The following is a 16,616-nucleotide window of genomic DNA, read 5'->3' as shown; positions in this document are numbered from 1 at the left end:
CCACATGAGTTACGGCCGATTCGGCTCCAGCCTGCGTGACCTGCCGCGGCTGCGGCACAGCAAGCGGCGGCGGGAGTCGAGCTGGGACCGCACCGGCGGCAACGACGACCGGCTGACCATCGCGCCCGGCGCCACGGCGGTGCTCGCCGACATCGAGGGCCCGGGGTCGATCAACCACATCTGGTGTACGGTCGCCCTGCCCGGCCGGGACGTGCCCGACCAGACCGAGACCGACTACCTGCGGCGGCTGGTGCTGCGCATCACCTGGGACGACTCGGACGCCCCGAGCGTGCTGGTGCCGCTGGGCGACTTCTTCGGCATCGGCCACGGCAAGACCCGCAACTTCGTGTCGGCGCCGCTGCAGATGAGCCCGCAGGACGGCAAGTCGTTCAACAGCTGGTTCCACATGCCGTTCGCGAGCCGGGCCAAGGTGGAGCTGGTCAGCGACATGGCCGACCAGCCGGTCTTCTTCTACTACTACGTGGACTACGAGCTCTACGAGCCGGGCGCGGCCGACGACATCGTCGCCGAGCTGGGCTACTTCCACGCGCAGTGGCGCTGCGAGCGGCCGACCGACGGCATCCCGCAGGGCACGGCCGGCCACCGCGAGCACCAGGTCGAGGGCGCCAACCTGACCGGGGACGGCAACTACGTCATCCTCGACGCGGTGGGCCGGGGCCACTACGTGGGCTGCGTGCTCAACATCCGTAACCTGCGCCAGACCAGCGACTGGAACTGGTACGGCGAGGGCGACGACATGATCTTCATCGACGGGGAGCAGTGGCCGCCGAGCCTGCACGGGACCGGCACCGAGGACTACTTCGGCACCGCGTGGTGCCCCACCCAGGAGCACCACGCGCCCTACCACGGCATCACCCTGCCGGGCGGGGAGAACTGGAGCGGCGACATCTCGCTGTACCGCTTCCACATCGAGGACCCCGTGACGTTCACCGAGTCGATCCGGGTGACCATCGAGCACGGGCACGCCAACAAGCGCTCCGACGACTTCTCGTCCACGGCGTACTGGTACCAGACCCTGCCGCACCGCCCGTTCGACCTGCCGCCGGTCGCCCAGCGGGCCGCCGTCCTCGGCTGACGCACCACGCGGCGACCGTCGTGCCCGACCGGCGCGACGGTCGCCGCACCGTCTCCGGGGGCCGTTAGGATCTTGCCGAGTCGGGATCCGCATCGGCGCGATGCGTCCGGACCGCGGGGAGGGCCGAGACGGTGAAGAAGTACATACTCTTCGATCACGACGGTGTGCTGGTGGACACCGAGTTCTGGTACTACAGGGCCGGAGAGCGGGCCCTGGCGGACATCGGCGTGACCCTGGACAAGGAGCGATACCTCCGGGACATGGGCCAGGGTCTGGGCAGTTGGGCCCAGGCCAGGGCGGCGGGTGTCGATGAGCAGGCCATCGGCAGGCAGCGTGCGGTCCGTGATGACTACTACCAGGAGTATCTTCGGACGGAAGCCATCGAGATCGAAGGCGTCGTCGAAACTCTCGCCGAGCTGGCGAGGCACGTCCGCATGGCCATCGTGACGACTTCGAAGCGGGTGGACTTCGAGATCATCCATGAGAAGCGCCAGGTCAGGCAGTTCATGGATTTCGTTCTCGTCCGCGAGGACTACACGCTGGCCAAGCCGCACCCGGAGCCGTACCTGACCGGCTTGACGCGGTTCGGGGCCGCCAGGGAAGAGGCGCTGGTCGTGGAGGATTCGTCCAGAGGGCTGAACTCGGCCGTGGCGGCCGGCATCGACTGCGTCATCGTCCACAACGAGTTCGTGAAAGCGCAAGACTTCTCGCAGGCCAGCCATCGCATTGAGACTCTGGCCGAACTGAAGGACATCATCCTCAAGGTGACCTGAGGGAGCGCTGCACCGCCCCGCCTTTCGCGCCCTGGCCGGGGCAGGTGCGGCCGAGGTCCCGGCGGCCTTTCCTGACGGCTGTTTCCCGGCGACCGTTTCCCGAACCGCTGGCGGCGTTGCGCCGCAGGTCGGCGAGCAGCGCACCGGGTCTTCGCGCGGAGATAGCCGTTTCCGGTCATTTTCTGCGGTCAAGGCCCAGGTTCTGACCGATAACGGCGATCACGCCATTGTGATCGCCGTTTCGGGAACGCCTTCGCAGCCGACATCCGCTCTTCCGTCGCGAGCCTGTCGCGCCGGGCTCGTTTCCTGTCCCGTGGCTTGCCATCCGCCCAGGCCCAGCCGAGTCGATCACGGTGCCGGGGTGGCGACACACCGTCGAACCCTGCCATAAGTTCATGATCAACATGGCGGGGCGGGGCCGGTGGGTGAGTGGGTGGGGTTAGTCGTCGGTGCGGGTGGCTTGGGACCAGACGCAGCGCCAGCGGCCGGTGGGCTCGTCGTGCCGGTAGCAGTCGAGGTGCCAGGCGGTCAGGGAGACGTAGGGGCCGCCGTCGACGGCGATCTCGATCGCGGAGCGGTACCGGACGACCGCGACGCCGCCGTCGGCGAGCACCTGGATCGGTGTCACCGGCTCGAATCTCCGGTAGTCGATCGATCCGTCGGTGATGCCGCCGAGGTAGAACGCCTTGTCCCATACGCCGCCGCCTGGATTGACCAGGACGAAGTCATCGGCATGCAGCTCATCCAGCAGCGCCGCGTCCGCTGCCACCAGTGCGGCCAGCCGCCGCCGTTCCTGCGCCGCAAGCCGGCTGGCATCGATCGTGCTCCCCGTGGTGTCAACCATCCGGCCACCCTAGGGCATGAGCGTCCGGCACCGCGTCCATTGCCCACGCCGTTGCCCTCGCCCGTCGTCGGCCCGGGATGGACTGTCGGTGCCACGGTCGCCGGGCGTGGGTCGCCGCGTTTCGCGAGCGCCGCTAACATCTTGCCGAATTCGCGGATCTGGATCGGTTCGGACGCACCGGATAGGAAGAGGACATGGAACTCGGAGAGAGCGTCTCGGTCATCGCGGGCGCGGTCAGCGCCGTCGCCGGGGCGATCGGTGCCGTGATCGGCCTGGTCGAGATCTCCCGCAAGAACCGGGCCGCGGCGGCTGCCGGGGCCGGAGTGACGTTCGGCGGCGGCGCGGGTGCCTCGGCCGCCGTGACGCGGCCCGGTCTGTCGGCGGTGTCGCTGCTGCTGTCCGCGCTGGCCTGCGTCGTGTTCGCGCTGGGAGTGTTCTTCGCCCACGGGCTGGAGATCGACAGCGAATCGGCGGTGCTGGTGGTGTTGACGTACACCTACCTGGCACTCGGCGGTGTGGCCGTGCTGCTGGGCCTGATCGGTGCGATCACGCACATCGCGCACGGGCGCATCGGCTACTGCCTGCTCGGAGTGCTCGGCGTGGTGCTCGCACCGTTGCCGATGGTCCTCATGGTCGTGATCACCAACCTGTCCTGAACCGGCGCGGCGGGCGATGGCAGCTTGGCGCGGGAGCTGGAACGGGCGCCTTCCCTGCGTGGTCGCCGGCTTCCGGGGGTGTTTCTCAGGTGGTCCGGCGTTGATCGCCGTTTCGGGTCAGAGTGCAGCCTGAACCAGGCCGTTTTGACCGGAGATGGCGATCGACGTCGGCCGGGTCTTCGAAGATCGCGGCTGGCGGTCGTGCTCCGAGTGCCGTCCGAGGTCGATGCCAGGATTCGGACCGCCAGCGGCGATCATGCCGAGGGCTGGGTGCACAAGATCGCTGCCAGCGGTCATCCGCCGGGCGAGAGTGCGGACCAAGGATGCAGTTTCGGGGAAAGTGCAGGAATCCGGCCCGGCGGTTTCTGTTGGCTGTTGCAACGAGGTATGGATCTTGGAGGATCGGATTCATGCCCGGTAGACGTTTGACTTCGCAGGAGCGCGCCCAGATCGAGGTGTTGTTCGGTCAGGGGCTGCGTTATGCCCAGATCGCGGCGGTGATCGGCCGTGACCGTACGACGGTGTGGCGGGAGGTGACCCGTAACAACGCCTACCAGGGTGCGCACGCGCCTGGTGGTGCCTGGCATCCGCGCGGCCGGGCCGCCGGATGTCCGGCGACCGGGCGGTGGGGTGGGGGCTATCGATGGAAGTACTGCCACGAGTTCGCCCAGCGTCGGGCCGACAAGCGGGCCCGGCGCCCGCGTGATGGCAGGCTGCGCGCCCGGCGCAGCCGTACGATGGCACCGCTGTGGCACCTGGTGAAGCAGCGGCTGGCCCAGCGGTGGTCGCCGGTGCAGGTCGCCCGGTCGCTGCGCATCGACTACGCCGATCAGCCGGAGTGTTGGGTGTCGCACGAGACGATCTACCAGGCGATCTACTACCAGGCCCGGGGCGGGATGCGTGAGGAACTGGCCCGGCAGGTCGCGCTGCGTTCCGGCCGGGCGGCCCGCAAGCCGCAGTCGAGGGCGGCCACGGCCACACGCGCGGCCAGGCCGTGGGTCGCCGATCTGCACATCTCGGCCCGCCCGGCCGAGGCCGCCGACCGGGCCGTGCCCGGCCACTGGGAAGGCGACCTGATCATCGGCGCCCGCGGCACCAGCGCGATCATCACCCTGGTCGAACGCGCCACCCGCTACGTCATGCTCGGCGCCCTGCCCGAATCACGCATCAGCGACAACGTCACCGACGTCCTCATCACCCTGATGAACCGCCTACCCGACGAACTACGCAAGACCCTGACCTGGGACCAGGGCGCCGAGATGGCCCGCCACGCCCGGTTCACCCTGGCCACCGACTGCAAGGTCTACTTCTGCGACCCCCACTCGCCCTGGCAACGCGGCAGCAACGAGAACACCAACGGCCTGCTACGCCAGTACTTCCCCCGCTCCAGCACCGACTTCCGCAAATACAGCCAGGACGAACTCGACGCGGTCGCCCGAGAACTCAACGGACGACCGCGCCAAACCCTCGACTGGCAAAACCCCGCCGAACGACTCAACCAGTACCTCGTTGCAACAACCGCTTGAGCCGGCCCCCAAGATTCGTGCACTTTCCCCGAAACTGCACCATCGCCCGTCGCCCGTCGCCCGTCGCCCGTCGCCCGTCGCCCATCGCCTGGCGCCCGGCGCTCGGCGCCCGAACGGCATAGGGGGCGGCTCCCGCACGGGAGCCGCCCCCTATGCCGTATGCCCTGGGTCAGGGCAGGTAGAGGCTCGGGCGGGGTAGGTCGGTGTCGGGGGCGAACTGGTCGGCCCACTTCCAGCCCGACTGCACGTACTTCGTGCCGTCCGACAGGGACACGAACACGTCGGCCGCGGTGCCGCCGGTGTACGTGGCCACGTCCGACCGCCCGTCGCCGTTGAAGTCGGCCACCCCCGGCGTCTCGGTGCCGATCGCGAACCCGTCGTGCCACTTCACCGCGTTGGCGAAGGTGCCGCCGCCGGAGCGGTAGACGTACACGTCGGCGGTGCTGCCGCGGGTGAAGGTGATGACGTCGTCGCGGCCGTCACCGTCGGCGTCGCCGATGCCGGGCAGGTCGGTGCCGGGCGCGATGTTGTCGTGCCACTTCCACGCGTCCTGCACGAACCGCGACCCGTCCGACAGTGACACGTACACGTCCGCGCCGGTGCCCCGGGTGAACGTGAGGATGTCGTCGCGCCCGTCGCCGTCGACGTCGCCCACGGCGGGCAGCTCGGTGCCGTAGCCGAAGTTGTCGTGCCACTTCACGCCCGGCCCGAACGAGGTGCCGGTGGACAGGGCCACGTAGACGTCGCCGGTGGAGCCCAGGGTGAAGGTGATGATGTCGTCGCGGCCGTCGCCGTCGACGTCGCCGACGGCCGGGGTCTCCGTGCCCGCGGCGAACCAGTCGTGCCACTTCACGCCGCCGCCGAACGAGGTGCCCGTGGACAGGGCCACGTACACGTCGGCGGTGCTGCCGCGGGTGAAGGTGGCGATGTCGTCCTTGCCGTCGCCGTTGAAGTCGCCGGTCAGTGGGAGTTCGGCGTCGAGGGCGAAGAAGTCGTGCCACTTGTTCGGGTCGGCCGTGAACGCGCTGCCGGTGGACAGGCCCGTGTACACGTCGGCCAGGGTGCCCCGGGTGAAGTCGACGGCGTCGTCGCGGCCGTCGCCGTTGACGTCGCTGACGGTGCGGGCCCGGGTGGTGCCGCCCGCGACCGCCGAGGCCGGGCCGGCGTTGCCCGCCGCGTCCACGGCCACGACGCGGTAGTACCAGGTCTGCCCGGCCCGCAGCGGGCCGTGCCGCCACGAGGTGGCGGTGACCGTGGCGCGCAGGTTGCCCGAGGTCAGCGGGACGTCGGAGGTCTGCGCGGCGTACACCCGGTAGCCGGCGATGCCGGTGTTGTCGGCCGGCTCGTTCCAGCTCAGCGCGAGCGCGTGCACCCGCGAGCCGCCTACGGCCAGGCCGGTCACCGTGCCCGGGGTGCTGGTGTCGGTGAAGCCGGGCAGCAGGCTGAACGCGGTGTAGCGGCTCGCGGTCCAGGCCGGTGCCCCGGCGGCCGGGGTGAGCGTGACCGTGATGCTGCTCTTGCCCGCGGTCAGCGCCGGGGGCAGGGCGTACTCGTCGTCGAGCCAGCGCTGCCGGTCGTTGGCCAGCGGCTGCTGCCAGGTGCCCGCTGCGGCGCCGTCGACGCTGACGGCGGCCTGCTGGTAGCCCTGGAGCTGGTCGCCGCTGCGCCGCAGCCGTACGCCCTGGTTGTTCGGGTCGACGGCGACCCGGAACGAGATCGCGCCGCTGCCGGCGCGGACCGTGCCGGTGACCGAGGTGACGTCGTCGTCGCCCTCGTAGACCGAGGTCAGCGTGGACTGGGTGCCGCTGTCGGTGTAGGAGTGCGCCGAGCGGCTGGCCGCGTCGCCGGTGACCACGGTGTCGCTGCGGGCGCTGCCGTAGGTCGGCTGGGTGTAGAGGAACGCGGTCGAGCTGTACTCGGCGGGCATGTCGGCGAACGGGCCGTGCTCGATGCCGAAACGCAGCGCCGTGCTGTACGGCATCGCGTCGCCGATCATCAGCCGGTACGTCGCGTCGCACTCGTCGGCGCAGGTGCCGCTGTGCAGCAGGTGGCCCGGGTTGCCGGTGAACACGCCGCTGTAGGTGCCGCGGTTGAAGTACCAGCCGGACTCGTAGAAGTCCTCGGTGCCGGTGCCGTACCAGGCGGGACTGGCGGCGCCGTCGACGTGGGCCCGCTCGTCGCCCTCCAGGTAGTTGCGGGTGTTGCCGCTGGTGATGTGGCCGCGCATGGTGTGCGACAGGCCCACGAACCGGCCCCGGCCTGCCGCGTCGGCGAAGATCCAGTCCTTGCCGTTGACGGTCTCGGCGCGCCGCGACTGGGTGGTGAAGTAGCCCGCGGTGCCGGTCGAGGTGAGCAGGTCGGTCCAGGCGGCGTCGGGCGCCGAGACGACCTCGGCCTGCACGCCGGAGACCGCGCCGCCGGTGCTGGCCAGGCTGACCGTGGCCGAGCTGCGGAACGGCATCGGCCACCAGGCGCTGTACCAGCCGCCCGCCGCGGTGTCCATCGCCGACATCAGCGAGCGGACCTGCCGCTCGCCCAGGCCCGAGCCGAAGAACTCGCCGACCGGCGCGTCCACGGTCTGCCGCCCGTCGAAGGTGATCCGCACCCGCAGCGAGTTGAGGATCGCCTCGGTGGCGACCCCGTCGGGCACGCGCAGGCGCAGCGCGCTGACGGCGCGCGGCCCGGACAGCGTGGCCAGGGTGGCCGAGCCCAGCGCGGGGACGTTCACCGTGGTCGAGGCGGTGGTGGCGCCCGCCGCGGCGGGCTTGGGGTCGCGGGTGCCCGCCGCGCGCAGGATGGTCAGCACGTCCTGGGCCTGGTCGGCCGGGTTGAAGGTGCTGATGCCGCCCGCGTCGGCGAACGTGCGGTAGCCGACGTGGTAGAACAGCGGATTGTTCTGGGTGGTGATGCGCATCGACTGCCGGTAGGGCATCGGCACCTTGACGGTGACGCCGCCGGAGGTCTGGGCGGCGTTGGTGACCAGCGGGAACGTGAACGGTGCGCCGAGGCCGCCGTTGACGAGGTTCTGCAGGCCCGTGTCGACGACGGTGACGCCGTCGAGTTCGATGCGGATCCAGCCGGTGTTGGTGACGTCGCCGCTGTCGCGGGTGAACCAGATCGACTGGACCTCGCCGGGGCCGGTGTCCTCGGCGATGACGCAGCCGCCGGACTGGCGCAGGCAGGACCAGTTGCCGCCGAAGCCGTCGTTGTTGGAGCCGCCGCGGTCGAAGCTGGAGAACTGCCGGGTCTGGCTGCCGGCGGCCAGGTAGGGCAGCCGGTCGAGTCGGCGGTAGATCTCCCAGCCGACCGGACCCTTGTCGGCGGGTGCCGCGGCCGCGTCGGCCCGGCCGGGGGCCAACGGGCTCACGGTGATCGAGGCGGCGGCGACCAGGGTCGCGGCCAGTAGTAAGCGCAGGGTGGTGGCGCGCATGGCGTCCCCTCGGGGGGTATGGGTGGACCTTGCGCGCGACCGTACTGTGCGATCCCCATGAATGTCAATAAATTTCGATCATCAGATCTCCAATGGAGATTGTCTTCACGAGATCCACTTCGCGTCGCCTCACCGTCACCTAGCGTGTTTGACGGATCTCCGTCCCTCCCCCGTCCGCGCAGGTGAGCACGCCGCTGTCAGTTTGCCGACGTTGCCGCTGATCAGCGCCCGTGCTTCTAATGCAAGCGCTGGTCCGCAGGGGTGTCGGAGAGGGTCGCATGGAGTCGAAGCAGGTGGCCGCGAGCCAGGCCGCCCCCGCGCCGCGTGAGCATGCCGCCCCGGCCGGGCCGTCGCTGCCACCGCTGCCGACCGCGCCCGCGATCACCATGCCCAAGGGCGGCGGCGCCATCCGGGGCATGGGCGAGAAGTTCGCGGCCAACCCGGCCACCGGCACCGGCACGTTCACCGTCCCGCTGCCGCTCAGCCCCGGCCGCGACGGCTTCGGCCCCAGCCTGGCGCTGGCCTACGACAGCGGTCGCGGCAACGGCCCGTTCGGGTTCGGCTGGGGCGTGTCCGTCCCGTCGATCACCCGCAAGACGGACAAGGGCCTGCCGACCTATACCGACGCCGACGTGTTCCTCCTCTCCGACGCCGAGGACCTGGTTCCGGTGCACGACCCCGACGACGCCTGGGCCCGCGAGACGCGGACCCAGACGGGCTGGACGATCGACCGGTTCCGGCCCCGGATCGAGGGCCTGTTCGCCCGGATCGAGCGCTGGACCGCCGACTCCGGCGACGTGCACTGGCGCAGCACCACCCGCGACAACACCACCACCGTGTACGGCCTGGACAGCACCTCCCGCGTGCACGACCCCGCCGACCCGTCCCGCGTGTACTCCTGGCTGATCTGCCAGACCTGGGACGCCAAGGGCAACGCGGCGGTGTGGACGTACCTGCCGGAGGACGGCACCGGTGCGCCCCTCGGGCAGGTGCACGAGCGGCACCGCAGCGAGGGCGGGCGCGGCGCGCATCGCCACCTCAAGAGCGTCCGCTACGGCAACCGGGTGTCCACGCTGGTCCAGCCCGACCTGTCCACGCAGGACTGGCTGTTCGAGGTGGTGTTCGACTACGGCGAGCACGACCGCGACCGGCCCACCCCGGCCGCCACCGGCGACTGGACCTGCCGCCACGACCCGTTCTCCAGCTACCGGCCCGGCTTCGAGGTGCGCCAGTACCGGCTGTGCCGCCGGGTGCTGATGTTCCACCACTTCCCGGACGAGCCCGGCGTCGGCCGCGACTGCCTGGTCCGCTCGGTGGAGCTGACCTACCAGGGACCGGCCGGGACCGCCGCGCCCGCCGACGCGGCCACCCGGGGCGCCCCGCTGGGCACCTTCCTGGCGCGGGCCGTGCAGCACGGGCACCGCCGCGACGGCGCCGGGTACCTCACCCGGTCGCTGCCGCCGGTGACCTTCGGCTACAGCCAGGCCGTGCTCGACGGCACCATCCGCGAAGCCGACCCCGACAGCCTCGCCGGGGTTCCGGCCGCGCCGGACAAGGCCGGGCTGCGCTGGACCGACCTGGACGGCGAGGGCCTGTCCGGGCTGCTGGCCGAGACGCCGGGCGGCTGGTGGTACAAGCACAACCTCGGCGGCGGCCGCTTCGACCGGCCCGTACCCGTCGCGACCCTGCCCAGCCCGGCGGGGCTGCGCGGCCGGCGGCTGCTCGACCTGGCCGGGGACGGCACCCAGGACGTGGTCGAGTTCGGCGGCCCGACGCCCGGGTTCTTCGAGCGCGACGGGGACGGGTGGGCGGCCTGGCGGCCGTTCGCGCACCTGCCGCGGCTGGACTGGGACGACCCCGACCTGCGCTTCGTCGACCTCGACGGCGACGGCCGCGCCGACGTGCTGATCACCGATGCCGACGTGTACACCTGGCACCTGGCCGAGGGGGAGGACGGGTTCGGCCCGGCGCGGCGGGTGCACACGGCGATGGACGAGGACCGGGGCCCGCGGGTGGTGTTCGCCGACCGCACCCAGCAGGTGCTGCTGGCCGACATGTCCGGCGACGGCCTGACCGACCTGGTCCGGGTGCGCAACGGCGAGGTCAGCTACTGGCCCAACCTCGGCTACGGCCGCTTCGGCGCCCGCGTGGTCATGGACGGCTCGCCGCTGCTGGACCACCCCGAACTGTTCGACCACCGCCGGGTGCGCCTGGCCGACGTCGACGGCTCCGGCCTCACCGACCTGCTCTACCTGGGCCGCGACGGCGTGACCGTGCACCTCAACGAGTCCGGCAACGGCTTCGCCGCGGCCCGTACCCTCACCGCGCTGCCCGTCGCCGACGGCGCGCTCGCCGACGTCGCCGCGATGGACCTGCTCGGCACCGGCACCACCTGCCTGGTGTGGACCTCGGCGCTGCCCGCCGACGCGCGCCGCCCGCTGCGCTTCCTCGACCTGACCGGCGGCGTCAAGCCGCACCTGCTGGTCGAGATGGCCAACAGCACCGGCGCGGTCACCCGCGTGCACTACACCGCGTCGACCGCGTTCCACCTCGCCGACCGGCTCGCCGGGCGGCCGTGGGTCACCCGGCTGCCCTTCCCGGTTCAGGTCGTCGACCGGGTCGAGGTGCACGACCTCATCGGCAGGCAGGTCTTCGCCCACCGGTACGCCTACCACCACGGCCACTTCGACGGCGCCGAGCGCGAGTTCCGGGGCTTCGGGATGGTCGAGCAGTGGGACAGCGAGCAGTCGACCGCGACCGTGGTCGCCGCCGACGGGCTGCCGCTGGTGGCACCGCCGCCGGTGTACACGAAGACCTGGTACCACACCGGCGGCTGGGCTGAGGGCGACGCGGTGTCCGCCCAGTTCGCGCACGAGTACTGGCGCGAGGGCGACCCCGGCGAGCCGAACGCGCCCGGCCAGCCCGACGACCGGTTCGCCGCGCTGCTGCTGCCCGACACCGTGCTCGCGGGCGGGGTGCTGCACCCCGGCGGCGCCCGCACCGCCCGCACCTGGACCACCGACGAGACCCGGGAGGCGTGCCGGGCGCTGAAGGGCTCGCTGCTGCGGCAGGAGGTGTACGCCCTCGACGGCACCGCCGCGCAGGACCGGCCGTACACGGTGTCCGAGCGGGACTACGCCGTCGAGCTGCTGCAACCGCTGCTGCCCGGCACCCGGCACGCGGTGCTGCTGGCCCATGCGCGCGAGGCGGTCACCTTCCACTACGAGCGCGTGCTGTACCCGGTGGCGCAGGGCGCCGGGACCGTGCTGCGCGCCGATCCGCGCGTGGCGCACGAGCTGACGCTGGCCGTCGACGGGTGGGGCAACGTGCTGCGCAGCGCGGCCGTGGCCTACCCGCGCCGCTACCGCGCGCCGGAGTCCCTGGCGGGCGGCGTGGCGCTGCCCGAGCACGCCCGCACCGCGCTGCGCGACGAGCAGGCCCGGGTCCATGTGCACGCGGTCGAGCAGCAGCTCACCGACCCGGTGGACACCCCGGCCGCGTGGCGCGGCCCGGTCGGCTACCAGGTGCGCAGCTACGAGCTCGGCAACGCCGTTCCGGCCGCCGCGCTGCCGCACACGACGAACCTGTTCCGCTTCGACGAGCTGGCCGCGCTGCTGGGCACCGTCGCCGACGGCGCGCACGACCTGCCGCCGACCGACGTGGACGGCTCCGGGGCGGCCCCGGGCGTGCCGTGGCGGCGCCTGGTGGAGCACAGCCGCGTCCTGTACCGCACCGACGACCTGACCGCGCCCCTGCCGCTCGGCCGGGCGGGGGTGCTGGCGCTGCCGTACGAGGCGTACAAGCTCGCCCTCACCGACACCCTGATCGACGACGTGTACCGGCGCGAGCGCCCCGGCGGCGCCGTCGAACAGCTCGTCCCGACCGACCCGGCCGCGCGGGCCGCGCTGCTGTCGGCCGAGGCCGGCTACGTGCGCGGCGCCGACCGGGTCGCCGCCGGCCTGTTCCCGGCCACCGACCCGGCCGGGCGCTGGTGGTCGCCGTCGGGGCACATCGGCTACAGCCCCGCCGCCGCCGACACCCCGGCGCAGGAGCTGGCGTACGCGAAGGCGCACTTCTTCCGGCCGCCCCGGTTCACCGACCCGTTCGGCAACCCGCACCACGTCTCCTACGACGGCTACAGCCTGCTGCTGCGCCAGACCGAGGACGCGCTCGGCAACAAGGTCACCGCGGGCGTACGCGCCCCCGACGACACCCTGACCAGCTCCGGCCTGGACTACCGCACGCTGCTGCCGGTGCTGCTGATGGACGCCAACCGCAACCGCAGCGCCGCCCTGTACGACGCGCTCGGCCTGGTCACCGCCGTCGCCGCCATGGGCAAGCCGGAGGCGGCCGAGGGCGACAGCCTCACCGGGCTGGTCGCCGACCCGCCGCCCGCGCAGATCCTGGCGCACCTGACCGACCCGTTCGCCGACCCGCACGCGCTGCTCGGGTCCGCCACCAGCCGCTTCCTGTACGACACCGGCGCCTTCGCCCGCACCGCCGCCGACCCGCAGCCGCAGCCCTCGGTCTCCTGCGCGATCGTCCGCGAGACGCACACCGCCGAGCTGGCCCCGGGCGAGCAGAGCCCGGTGCGGCAGTCCATGGCCTACACCGACGGGATGGGCCGCGAGATCCAGTCCAAGGGCCAGGCCGAGGCCGGTCCGGTCGGCCCGGACGCGGTCTACTCGACCCGGCGCTGGACCGGCACCGGCTGGGCGATCCTGAACCAGAAGGGCCTGGCGGTCCGCGAGTACGAGCCGTTCTTCAGCACCCACCACCGGTTCGAGTTCGCCCCGGTCACCGGCGTCAGCCACGTGGTGTGCCACGACCCGCTCGGCCGGGTCACCGCGCGGCTGCACCCGCACGCGGCGTACGAGAAGGTGGTCTTCGACCCGTGGCGCAGCGCCACCTGGGACGGCAACGACACGGTGCTGCTCGACCCGCGCACCGATCCTGACACCGCCGGGGTGCTGGGGCCGTACCTGGCCGCCGTGCCCGGCTGGCAGACCTGGCACGCCCGCCGCGCCGCCGGTGCCCTGGGCACCCGCGCCCAGGCCGCCGCGACGCAGACCGAGCCGCACGCGGCCACCCCGGCCGTGGCGCACCTGGACCCGCTGGGCCGCACCTTCCTGTCGGTCACGCACAACCGGTACACCCGGCTGGACGCGTCCACCGCCGAGGAGCTGTACCCGGTGCGGACCGTCTTCGACGGCGACGGCAACCAGCGTGCCGTGATCGACCCGCTCGGCCGCACGGTCGTGCGCCGCCGGTTCGACCTGCACGCCAGCGTGCTGCGGGTGTCCAGCGCCGAGGCGGGCGAGACGCTGAGCGTGCTGGCCTGCGACGGCAAGGCGCTGCGCGGCTGGGACGACCGGGACCAGGCCGTCACCAAGACCTACGACGCGCTGCGCCGCCCGCTCGCGGTGTACACGGCCACCGGCGGCGGTCCGCGCACCCTGGCCGAGCTGACCGTCTACGGCGAGAGCCACCCGCAGGCCCGTGAGCGCAACCTGCGCACCCGCTGGCACCTGCACCTGGACCAGGCCGGGATGGTGGTGGGGGAGCGCAACGACTTCAGCGGCTCCGCGCTGCGGGCGACCCGGCGGCTGGTCGCCGACCACCGCGCCGAACCCGACTGGACGCCCGCGCTGGGGCTGGTCACGGCCGAGCAGGTCGAGGCGGTCGCCGCGCTGACCGCCGACCGGTTCACCACCGTCACCGCGTACGACGCGCTGACCCGGCCCACCGTGATCGCGTCGTTCACCGCGACCAGCACCGTGGACGTGCCCGCCACCGCCGACACGGTGCGGCTGCGCTACAACGAGGCGAACCTGCTGGACCGGGTCGACCTGCGGCTGCGCGGCGAGTCCGACGGCGGCGGCCCGGTGTGGACCCCGTTCGTCACCGACGTCGAGTACGACGCCAAGGGCCACCGCACCCGCATCGCCTACGGCAACGGCGTCCGCACCGACTACCGGTACGACCCCGACACGTTCCTGCTGTCCGAGCTGGTCACCACCCGCCCGGCGGGTGCCTACCCCGGGGACTGGCCGGCGCCGCCGACCCCGCCGGGCGGGGTGCAGAACCTCAGCTACACCCACGACCCGTCCGGCAACATCACCGACGTGCGCGACGACGCCCAGCAGCGCGTCTTCTTCAACAACACGGTCAGCGACCCGCACACCGCCTACGTCTTCGACGCGGCGTACCGGCTGGTCCGGGCGTCCGGCCGCGAGCACGTCGGCCAGGCGGCCCAGCCGTGGACGAGCCGCACCGACACCCCGCGCACCGGGCTGCCGCACCCGCACGACGGCCAGGCGATGCGGCCCTACACCGAGACCTACACCTACGACGAGGTCGGGAACCTGACCTCGCTGACGCACCGGGCCGCCGGCGGGGACTGGACCCGCACGTTCGAGCACGGCGCGGCGAGCCTGCTCGACCCGGCCGTCACCGGCAACCGGCTGTCGGCCACGGTGACCGGCGGGCAGCCGCCCGAGACGTACGCCTACGACCCGCACGGCAACCTGCTGGCGCTGCTCGGCCTGCCGACCCTGGGCTGGGACCACGCCGACCGGCTGCGCAAGGTGGTCCGCGACGGCGGCGACACCATCTGGTACGGCTACGACGCCAACGGCCAGCGCGTGCGCAAGGTCGTCGAGCGGCCCGACGGCAGCCGCGCCTCGGAACGGGTGTACGCGGGCGTGCTCGACGTCTACCGCGAGTACGCCGCCGCGACCGGCGCGGTCACCCTGGAACGGCAGACGTTGCAGGTCATGGACGACCGGCGCCGCATCGCGCTGGTCGAGACCCGCACCGCCGGCGCGGGCGCGGGCGAGCCGGAGCGGCTGCTGCGCTACCAGTTCGACAACCACCTCGGCAGCGGCTGCCTGGAGCTCGACGACCGCGCCCGCGTCATCTCGTACGAGGAGTTCCACCCGTACGGGTCGACGTCGTACCAGGGGGTGCGCAGCGGGCTGGAGGCGCCCAAGCGGTACCGCTACACGGGCAAGGAGCGCGACGAGGAGACCGGGTTCGCCTACCACGGCGCCCGCTACTACGCGCCCTGGCTGGGCCGGTGGCTGTCGGCGGACCCGGCCGGGCTGGCCGACGGCGTGAACGTCTACGCGTACGGCCGCGGCAACCCGATCGTGAACTCCGATCCGACCGGTCATCTGAGCTGGGGGCAGTGGGCGGGCATCGCCGCCGCCGTGGTGGTCGGCACGGTCGTCACCGTCGCCACCGCGGGCCTGGCCGGTCCGGTCGTCGGCACGGTCGCGGCGGGCATCATCGGCGGCATCGTCGGCGGTGCCGCGGGCGGCGCGGTCGGTGAGATCGTCGAGGCCAAGGTGGACAACCGGCCCGTCACGGCGGGCAACGTGCTCAAGGCCGCCGCGATCGGCGCGGTCGTCGGCGGCGTGTTCGCCGGCGCGGGCGCCGCCGCCGGGGCGATCGCCAAGACGGCCGTGGGCAAGGCCGTCGGCGGCGCCATCGCCAGCAAGGTCGGCTCCACCGCGGTCGGGCAGACCGTGGCCGCGATCGGCAAGCGCATCGCCTCGTCCGGGGCCGCCAAGGTGGCGCAGAAGGCGCACCAGGCGATCCGGGAACCGGCCGAGCGCCTCGGCCAGAAGATCTCCGAGAAGCTGGGCGTCGGCCCCGGCGTGAAGATGGCCCTGGAGGCGCAGGAGCGCGCCGCCGCGACCCAGCTGAACGTGCAGGCTGTCGAGGGCGTGACGCGGGAGAGCTCGTCGGCCGCGGCGGGCGACACGTTCAACCACGCCGTCAAGTGGCGCCCCGGCGGCGGCCACCCGCTGGGGCCGAACATCACCGGTGCCCAGGTGGAGGCGGGGGCGAACCTGCGCGTCACGCCGGGCGGCTTCAGCGGCCAGTGGGGCGAGGGCGCGTACGCGTTCGGCGGCGAGCTGCCCGCCGGGTCGACGGGCACGCAGTTCCAGTTCAAGGTGCCGCCGCAGACGGCCGTGGAGGTCATCACCGTGCCCGGCAGCACGAAGCCCATCATCCGGCTGGTGCCGCCGCCGGGGCAGTCGTCGGTGCCGATCAGCATCACCGGCAACAACTTCGCCGCGGGCGAGCTCCAGGCGGGCGGGAAGATCCTGCCGCCCAGCGCGTACGACCCGCGCAGCTTCTTCGGCTACCCCGGCGTCTCCGCCGACGTCACCGGCCTGGTCGGCGGCGTCTCGGGCTCGCTGGGCGTGGTCGCGCCCGACAGCGACGACAAGATCACCCCCACGCCGATGGTCACCGTCGGCACCTTCTGACCGAAACCGAGC

7 protein-coding genes are annotated in these 16,616 nt (G+C 72.5%); 5 read left to right on the top strand and 2 right to left on the bottom strand.

The genetic code is table 11. The features are described 5' to 3' along the window. Positions 1–4: 4 nt before the first annotated feature. Together Cs7R123_RS26030 and Cs7R123_RS26025 are read left to right on the top strand one after the other, a co-directional pair. Positions 5–1,096 (top strand): glycoside hydrolase family 172 protein, encoded by a 1,092-nt coding sequence (locus Cs7R123_RS26030; RefSeq protein ID WP_212830332.1) that lies wholly within the window; start codon positions 5–7, stop codon positions 1,094–1,096. A gap of 131 nt (positions 1,097–1,227) precedes the next feature. After that, positions 1,228–1,869: an HAD family phosphatase gene (locus tag Cs7R123_RS26025; RefSeq protein WP_212830331.1), complete on the top strand. Its 642-nt coding sequence runs from the start codon at positions 1,228–1,230 to the stop codon at positions 1,867–1,869. A gap of 439 nt (positions 1,870–2,308) precedes the next feature. Here Cs7R123_RS26025 and Cs7R123_RS26020 read toward each other — a convergent pair whose 3' ends face one another. Continuing rightward, positions 2,309–2,713, bottom strand: a complete 405-nt coding sequence (locus Cs7R123_RS26020) for a nuclear transport factor 2 family protein (RefSeq protein WP_212830330.1) — start codon at positions 2,711–2,713, stop codon at positions 2,309–2,311. A 194-nt stretch (positions 2,714–2,907) separates the two neighbouring features. Here Cs7R123_RS26020 and Cs7R123_RS26015 point away from each other — a divergent pair, with 194 nt between their 5' ends. Together Cs7R123_RS26015 and Cs7R123_RS26010 are read left to right on the top strand one after the other, a co-directional pair. Beyond that, positions 2,908–3,369, top strand: a complete 462-nt coding sequence (locus Cs7R123_RS26015; RefSeq protein ID WP_212830329.1) for a hypothetical protein — start codon at positions 2,908–2,910, stop codon at positions 3,367–3,369. 410 nt (positions 3,370–3,779) lie between these two features. Further along, the gene (locus tag Cs7R123_RS26010) at positions 3,780–4,895 is read left to right on the top strand and encodes an IS30 family transposase (RefSeq protein WP_212825420.1); all 1,116 of its coding nucleotides are present in this window, start codon (positions 3,780–3,782) and stop codon (positions 4,893–4,895) included. A 169-nt stretch (positions 4,896–5,064) separates the two neighbouring features. On the opposite strand, the gene Cs7R123_RS40360 is transcribed toward Cs7R123_RS26010, so the two are convergent. After that, the gene (locus Cs7R123_RS40360) at positions 5,065–8,325 is read right to left on the bottom strand and encodes a DUF2961 domain-containing protein (protein ID WP_244872150.1); all 3,261 of its coding nucleotides are present in this window, start codon (positions 8,323–8,325) and stop codon (positions 5,065–5,067) included. A gap of 278 nt (positions 8,326–8,603) precedes the next feature. Here Cs7R123_RS40360 and Cs7R123_RS26000 point away from each other — a divergent pair, with 278 nt between their 5' ends. Next, entirely contained in the window at positions 8,604–16,604 is an 8,001-nt protein-coding gene (locus tag Cs7R123_RS26000; protein ID WP_212830328.1) for a SpvB/TcaC N-terminal domain-containing protein, read from the top strand. Positions 16,605–16,616 lie beyond the last annotated feature (12 nt).

This window comes from Catellatospora sp. TT07R-123, assembly GCF_018327705.1.
Lineage (GTDB): Bacteria > Actinomycetota > Actinomycetes > Mycobacteriales > Micromonosporaceae > Catellatospora.
Note: the sequence above shows the minus strand (reverse complement) of the source record. Positions and strands in the feature narration are given on the sequence as shown.